The organism is Blautia ammoniilytica (assembly GCF_025566965.1).
In the GTDB taxonomy this organism is placed as follows: domain Bacteria; phylum Bacillota; class Clostridia; order Lachnospirales; family Lachnospiraceae; genus Blautia_A; species Blautia_A ammoniilytica.
In genome coordinates this window covers 10,373-18,054 of the sequence record NZ_JAOQJL010000022.1, presented here as the reverse complement: position 1 = coordinate 18,054, position 7,682 = coordinate 10,373, and the positions used below count along the sequence as shown (strand labels likewise).

Annotated in this window: 5 protein-coding genes and 1 other annotated feature; of the genes, 1 reads left to right on the top strand and 4 read right to left on the bottom strand. The window is 41.7% G+C overall.

The window, feature by feature from the left end:
• Nucleotides 1-25 precede the first annotated feature (25 nt).
• Nucleotides 26-1,126: a glycerol dehydrogenase gene (locus tag OCV61_RS11470; protein WP_158421948.1), complete on the bottom strand. Its 1,101-nt coding sequence runs from the start codon at nucleotides 1,124-1,126 to the stop codon at nucleotides 26-28.
• Between the two features lie 186 nt (nucleotides 1,127-1,312).
• Here OCV61_RS11470 and OCV61_RS11465 point away from each other — a divergent pair, with 186 nt between their 5' ends.
• Nucleotides 1,313-1,906 (top strand): LysE family transporter, encoded by a 594-nt coding sequence (locus OCV61_RS11465; RefSeq protein ID WP_158421947.1) that lies wholly within the window; start codon nucleotides 1,313-1,315, stop codon nucleotides 1,904-1,906.
• Nucleotides 1,907-1,951: 45 nt separating this feature from the next.
• Here OCV61_RS11465 and OCV61_RS11460 read toward each other — a convergent pair whose 3' ends face one another.
• The 3 genes from OCV61_RS11460 to OCV61_RS11450 all read right to left on the bottom strand — a co-directional run.
• Nucleotides 1,952-5,269: a TRAP transporter large permease subunit gene (locus OCV61_RS11460; protein WP_158421946.1), complete on the bottom strand. Its 3,318-nt coding sequence runs from the start codon at nucleotides 5,267-5,269 to the stop codon at nucleotides 1,952-1,954.
• Nucleotides 5,270-5,767 (bottom strand): TRAP transporter small permease, encoded by a 498-nt coding sequence (locus OCV61_RS11455; protein ID WP_158421945.1) that lies wholly within the window; start codon nucleotides 5,765-5,767, stop codon nucleotides 5,270-5,272.
• Nucleotides 5,768-6,025: 258 nt separating this feature from the next.
• Nucleotides 6,026-6,269: a binding site (T-box leader), on the bottom strand.
• Between the two features lie 127 nt (nucleotides 6,270-6,396).
• A partial coding sequence (locus OCV61_RS11450; RefSeq protein ID WP_158421985.1) for an MATE family efflux transporter occupies nucleotides 6,397-7,682 on the bottom strand: 1,286 nt, incomplete at its 5' end.

Sequence of the window (7,682 nt, the reverse complement as noted above, 5' to 3'; positions counted from 1 at the left end):
CATCATTATACATTTTTTTATAAAATTACTCTTCACCCAGATAATATCTGCCATAAGCATCTGCTGCCTTGATCGCAGCAAATACTGTTTCAGGTGTAACCTCAAAAGGCATATTATGAAGAGTATCTGTTTCTGCACATGCAGTTTTGGCAACCTCCATCAGCTGCTCGTCGGTCACCTGATCCGCACCAAGCTCTGCCAGAGTTACAGGAAGACCTACTTCAATACACCACAAAATAATATCCTCCAGTTCTTCCTGTGGGATATTCTCCAGTACCAGCTGGGTGAGAGTACCAAACGCAACCTTTTCACCATGATACATATGATGGCACTCTTCCAGTACTGTAAATCCATTGTGAATGGCGTGAGCACCCGCAAGTCCTGCGCTTTCAAAACCAATCCCTGAAAGAAGTGTATTCGCTTCAATCACCTTCTCAACTGCAGGAGTGCATACACCCGTCTCCAGTGCAAGTTTTGCCTTTACGCCTTCTTCCATCAAGGTATTAAAACAAAGCTCTGCCAGTGCCATGGCTGCCTCTGTTGTTTTCCCGCCTGCACAGGAAGTTGCCCCGCTTCTTTTGCATGCCCTTGCCTCAAAATATGTTGCAAGTGCATCTCCCATACCGGCTACTGTAAGACGAACCGGTGATTTTGCAATAATATCTGTGTCCATCAGAACCATATTAGGATTTGCCGGAAGGAACAGATACTTCTCAAATACACCTTCTGCTGTATAAATTACAGATAAAGCACTGCATGGTGCATCTGTAGATGCGATAGTAGGACAGATAAATACAGGAGTTCCGGCATAATAGGCCACTGCTTTTGCTGTATCAAAGATCTTTCCTCCGCCAATACCGATGGTAAGGTCACAATTATTATTTTTAACGACCTGCACAAGACGATCGATCTCGCTATTGCAGCATTCTCCGTTAAAATAGTCAAAAACCACTTCACAGCTGTTGTTTGCAAAGCTGTCTTCTACCAGCTTTCCAATCCTTTTATAACCGCCTGCACTGATCAGAACCAGTGCCTTTTTTCCGCAATTTGCAGCATAGGTACCAAGTTTTTTCATTTCGCCTGCGCCCTGTACATATTTTGAAGGGCTAATTAAAATATTTGCCATTTTCCCATTCTCCTTTTCTTTGTGCTTAGAAGTCAGACTCCGCTTCTGGCTTTTGCGTCAGGATTCCTTCTTGTTTCAGAATCCGCTTTCATTATATTGATTATAACCAATTTTTGCAATATGATTTTTGATTAATTCCATTATTTATGTTATCATTTTACTATTATTCCAAAAGGAGGTTTTTTCATGCCATTATCCATTTTTATTGAAATGACCCTTTCTGCCATCCTGACCGTATGGTCACCAGGCCCCAATAACATTCTGCTTTTGTCCACTGCCAGTAAATATGGTTTTTCCAAAAATCTGCCTTTTATGACCGGCATTTGGACCGGTTCCCTTACATTAATGTGTCTTTCCGGAATATTTTGTACTGCTCTGTCTAGCATTGTTCCTGGGATTCAACCTGTAATGAAATATCTTGGAGCTGCTTACGTGCTTTACCTGGCCTGGCAGACCTTCAAAAGACAGCCGCCAGCGCAAAGCAGCCACGAAAAAAAGCCCACATGGCTGATGGGCTTTTTTCTGCAGCTTATTAATATAAAGATCATTATCTATGGGCTGACTATGTTCTCCGCATATATCCTGCCCTACGAATCCGGTGTTTTTATGCTGTTTCTTTTTGCTTTATATCTGATGTTCCTTGGTGCCCTCGGAAACCTGATCTGGGCTTTTGCAGGAAACATTCTGAAGCAATTCTACAGCAGCCATTATAAACTTATGAACAACATTATGGCTCTGCTGCTGGTATGGTGTTCCCTGCGGATCACCGGTCTTTTCTGAGTCATTCGCTGATTTCTGATTTTACTTTTAATCTGAACCGGAAATTTATTTGAATGCGTCCACCAGCTCCTGACCATCCTCATAGCCCTGGTTCTTCAATTCTTCTACAAACCAATCGTCTACGCCATCTACAGCTTCTTTAAAGGAATCAATATCCATGTCTTCTTTTGTTGTAAATGTTACGCCATTTTTTTCTGCCCAGCGGTTCATGATCTCTGTATCACCAGAACGGTTGATGTAACGCTCATACTCTACTGCCATTCTTCCGGCTTTATCTACTACTTCCTGCTGCTGCGGAGTCAGTCCATCATAAATTTCCTGGTTAATACAGAAGAACAGACAATCATAGATTGCATCCCACATAGAACAATATGGCTGAACCTCCTGCACACTGGCTGCATCAATTGCCGGCAGCGGATTTTCCTGTCCCTCTACCGTATTCTGCTGAAGCGCAGTATATGTCTCAGACCAGTTCATATTGGTTGCATCTGCACCCCATCTCTTGTAGCATTCCATAAGAAGATTAGAGCCTGCCACACGGATCTTCAGATTTTTCATATCATCCACAGATTTCACTTCACGTACACTGTTAGTCAGCTCACGGAAACCATTCTCCGCAATACCCATACAATGAAGTCCATACTCGCTGAGGATTTCCTTCATTTTTTCTCCTGCTTTACCATCAAATTTGGCATCTGCATCTTCTACAGAATCATAAATGAACGGCAAGGATACCACATTAAATCTTGGATCAAATGCAGAATAGATCAGATTGGAATGCATGGAAATCTGTACCGGATCTCCATTCATCAATGCCTGGATTCCTTCAGACTGATTACCGTTTGTCAGCTGATCTGCTGCATATACGTTGACTTTTACCTTTCCGCCTGTAGCTTTTTCCATCAATTCACCGAACTTACGGCCACCCTCTGCCCAGGTAGAAGTTTCTGTTGTGGAGCATGCGAAATTCCAGGTAGTTTCCTCCCAGCCAAGATCACTGTAATCTCCAATGCCGGTAAATGCTTCTACCAGTTCTTCAGCATCATCATAGCCCTGGCCTTTCAGTTCTTCAATAAACCACTCGTCTACACCATCCACAGCTTCTTTAAAGGAATCAATGTCCATATCCTCTTTTGCAGTAAAGGTTACACCATTTTTCTCTGCCCAGCGGTTCATGATCTCTTCATCACCGGAACGGTTGATATAACGCTCATACTCTACTGCTTTCTGGCCTGCCTCGTCTACAACAGCCTGCTGCTGTGGAGTCAGTCCGTCATAAATTTCCTGGTTGATACAGAAAAACAGACAATCATAAATTGCGTCCCACATGGAGCAGTACGGCTGAACCTCCTGCACGCTGGCCGCATCAATTGCCGGCAGCGGATTCTCCTGTCCTTCTACCGTATTCTGCTGAAGTGCGGTATACGTCTCAGACCAGTTCATATTGGTTGCATCTGCACCCCATCTCTTATAGCATTCCATAAGAAGGTTAGAACCTGCTACACGGATCTTCAGGTTTTTCATGTCATCTACGGATTTTACTTCCCGCACACTGTTGGTCAGCTCACGGAAACCATTCTCCGCAATTCCCATGCAATGAAGTCCGTACTCGCTAAGGATTTCTTTTAATTTTTCTCCGGCTTCTCCGTCAAATTTTGCATCTGCATCTTCTACAGAATCATAAATGAACGGCAGAGATACTACATTAAACCTTGGGTCAAATGCAGAATAGATCAGATTGGAATGCATGGAAATCTGTACCGGGTCTCCGTTCATCAATGCCTGGATACCTTCAGACTGATTGCCGTTTGTCAGCTGATCTGCTGCATATACGTTAACTTTCACCTTTCCGCCTGTAGCTTTTTCCATCAGTTCGCCAAACTTACGGCCACCGTCTGCCCAGGTAGATGTTTCTGTTGTGGAGCAAGCAAAGTTCCAGGTAGTTTCTTCCCATCCAAGATCACTGTAATCCCCGATCTCATTAAAAGAATGATCCTCATCTCCTGCTGCTGATGCTGCGGAAGAACCGCTGTCTCCTGTTTCCGGATCTCCTGAATAAGAGCCGTTTTTTGCAAGGGCTTTTGGAAGAGCCACAGATACAGCCGAAACATAAGTTACTACCAGAAGTACGGCTACACAGGCTGCCAGCATCGGCATAACTGCTTTGGAAATCTGCTGAAGAGTAACTTCCAAACCTTTTTTGATCTTAATTCCAATCGCCACAAACAGGTTTACTCCAACTGGAGGTGTTACCTGTCCGATTGCCAAATTGACAGTTGCCATAACACCAAAAGCAACCAGGTCATAACCAAGTGCTTTGCACACCGGAAGCATTACCGGGATAAAAATATACATTGCAGAGTTTGCATCAATGAAGCATCCTGCAATCAGGAAAATAATGTTTACGATCAGAAGGAAGGTAAACTGATTATGTGCAATACTGCCAAGAAGCTGGGAAGCTGCATCTGCAATACCAAACTTGGTGCATACATAAGAAAACAGAGACGCACATGCAACAATCAACATGATTCCGCCGGTTGTTTTTGCTGATTCCACACAAATATCAAACAGATCCTTCAGCTTCACTTCCCGGTAGATCACCATACCAACGAAAAGTCCATATACAACGGATACTGCCGCTGCTTCCGTAGGAGTAAAAATACCGCCGTAAATACCACCAAGGATAATCACTGGCATCAAGAATCCCCAGAATGCATCTTTAAAGGCTGCCCATCTTTCCTTAGCACTCGCTTTCTTCTGTTCAGGCTGAATGCCCTTTCTTCTGGCTTCTACCATAACCACGATCACAAGAGCAAAACCCATCAGGATGCCAGGAACAATACCTGCCATAAACATATCCGCAATGGATACGCCTGTAATAGAAGCATAAACAACGAATGCAATGCTTGGTGGTATAACAATGGCGATCGAACTTGCGGTTGCCATTAATGCTGTAGAAAAGGGAGCACTAAAGCCGCCTCTTTCCACCATAGCAGGAATCAGAACTGCACCAAGTGCTGCTACCGTAGCCGGACCAGATCCGGAAATTGCTCCGAAAAAGCAGGCAACAATAACACACACAATAGCAATACCGCCTCTTCTATGTCCTACGCAGGTATCTACAAATTTAACAAGTCTTTTGGAAATTCCGGCTTTTGCCATAATATTTCCGGAAAGTACGAAAAACGGAATAGCCAGAAGCAGGAATTTACTGATTCCGGCATACATATTGGTCGCTACTATGGTCAGCGATGTTCCTGAATACAGGATCGCACACACAGAAGACAGTCCCAGACAGATTGCAATAGGCACGCCCATGATCAGGAAAATAAAAAATGAAACAAATAAAACCGCACTTATCATTTATTTATCCTCCTTTTTATTTTTATCAGTACAAAAATCAATGCAAAATTCTATAAAATGTAAAATCATACATCCGGATCCAATGGGAACAAAAGACCAGAAGATCCACTCCGGCCAGTTCAATACAAAGGTACGTTTTCCATTTGCAAGCTGCGTGAGGACCTTATCCATGCCAAACCTGAATAAAATGGCAGTAAAAATCACACACAGGATAGTGCTCAGAATCACTGACGGTTTTTTCATTTTTTCAGGAAGACGGTCTGTAACCAGCGACAGGTTGACCAATTCCCCTTCCCGACATGCTAATGCGGCAGCCATCAATGTAACAAGTACAAAGACTGCAACCACAAGTTCCTCGGTAAAGGACCAGGAACGATGGATGACTTTACGGGAAAATACATTTCCTACAGTCAAGATCAGTATCAGCAAAGTAGATATTACAAGAATAAATTTTTCCACTGCTACTACTGCATTCATGATTTTTTTAAAGACTTTCATGATGTTTCCTCCTTTGGCTACTTGTCAGGATTTTAGCCTTTTATACGATTGCGTTATTTACAGAACAAAGCGGACAAGTCCGCTTCAAACTCCCTGAATTCCTCAATCTTTGAGGGACTTGTTACGCTTTGCGCGCCAGATGCAGTCTGCTTCAGCAGACATATTCCTCATGCATCTGGTCGCATCCTCGCGGAGCGTTTTTATGTAATAGGAACATTACGGAGTAATTTCCTATTACATAAAAAAATCCGCCCCTAAACTAGGGACGGACATATAAGCCGCAACCACCCTGTTTCTCCTTTGAAACAAGTACGAAAAGACAACGTACTGACATACGCGATTCCGATAACGGGGAACAGCCGGGGAAATCTACTTGTCACAGTAACGTTCGATTTCTCTTCTCAGGGATGATCTTCAAAACAGGCCTGACACTGCTTTCCACCAAATGCAGCTCTCTGTAGACAGGTTTTCTGCTCCTACTTTTTCCCTTCAAGGAATTTGTTCCTTTGAAGTTTTAGTTGTTTAACGAACTGAAGTAATTTTACTACCAAAATATTCAGAAGTCAAGAAGAATTTTCCTTTTTATTCATGGTATAATTTGTATTTTAACAACAACCATTGCCATTCTATTAATCCTTTGTCAGCTTTTTTATCCAATTTCCGTAGTTTACTTTCAAGAAAGCAGGAACACATTTAAATAACTGATCCAAATTTAAACAGACAAATACTACAACAGGAGATGCCTTAACAACAAAAGCCATAAAAAATGACAACGGAATAACAATCGCCCATATACTTATCAAATCCATTTTCACAACAAAATTCACACTGCCGCCTCCGCGGATGATTCCACTGTTTGTTGGCATTTGATAAGACATTCCAACAACCACAATACATAATATATTTAAAAATGTATTTGTCATTTTCATTGTTTCCGGCTGCAAATTATACAGACTCAAAAAAGGTCCCTTTAAGCAAAAGAGAGCTAAACCGGAACACAACCCTATGCATAAAAATATCTTCTGCATTTTTTTAGCATAACGTTTTACCAATTCTATTTCGCCTGTTCCGATGATTGTTCCGATTATAACAGTTGCTGATGCTGCTGCTCCTACAGAAGCTGACTTAATCAAAAGAAATAAGGTGGACGAAACGCTGTTTGCTGCAATTGCCGCTGAGTTCATATGCCCTAAAACAAAAGTCTGCAACGCTGTATTCAATCCCCACAGCCCCTGAGTGATCAACAAAGGGCCTGTAATACGGAAATAGTCCTTGCAAAAACTTTTATCTAAACATTTATAATCTGCAAGCCTAAGCTTTAATTTCGTCTCTTTCTTCCATATAAACATAAGCAGAACAATAAATTCAACAATACGTGAACACAATGTTCCTACTGCAGCACCTTTGATTCCTAACTCTGGAAAGCCAAATTTTCCAAAAATAAGCAAATAATTTATTCCACAATTAAGAAAAAATGCCATCACTGACAAACGGAATGCTATTTTTACAACTTCAACACTACGAAGAGTTGCAAGAAGAATCTGGATTATAGCAAAAAGTACATATGTAAAACGGATAATAGAAAGATAATCCATACCCTCTTTAATAATCATATGATCTGAAGTAAAAAAGCCAACCGCATGATCAGGAGCAGTGCTGGTAAATACAAACAATAAAAAAGCGAGACAAATTGCACTGCACATGGCAATCGCTGAAAATTTCTTCATATTTTTTACTTCTTTTCGACCCCAATATTGACTGCAAATAATTACTACTCCATCTCCCAGTCCAACTAAACATTGTTGAAAAATAAACTGAATCTGATTTACAGCTGCCGCTCCTGCTAATGCAGTTTCACTATAACTTCCCAACATTACATTATCTGTCAAATTCACACTTAAAGTAATAACATTTT

Coding starts and splice junctions, on each gene's coding strand:
- OCV61_RS11470 (WP_158421948.1), bottom strand. CDS start 1,126: ATGGCAAATATTTTAATTAGCCCTTCAAAATATGTACAGGGCGCAGGC.
- OCV61_RS11465 (WP_158421947.1), top strand. CDS start 1,313: ATGCCATTATCCATTTTTATTGAAATGACCCTTTCTGCCATCCTGACC.
- OCV61_RS11460 (WP_158421946.1), bottom strand. CDS start 5,269: ATGATAAGTGCGGTTTTATTTGTTTCATTTTTTATTTTCCTGATCATG.
- OCV61_RS11455 (WP_158421945.1), bottom strand. CDS start 5,767: ATGAAAGTCTTTAAAAAAATCATGAATGCAGTAGTAGCAGTGGAAAAA.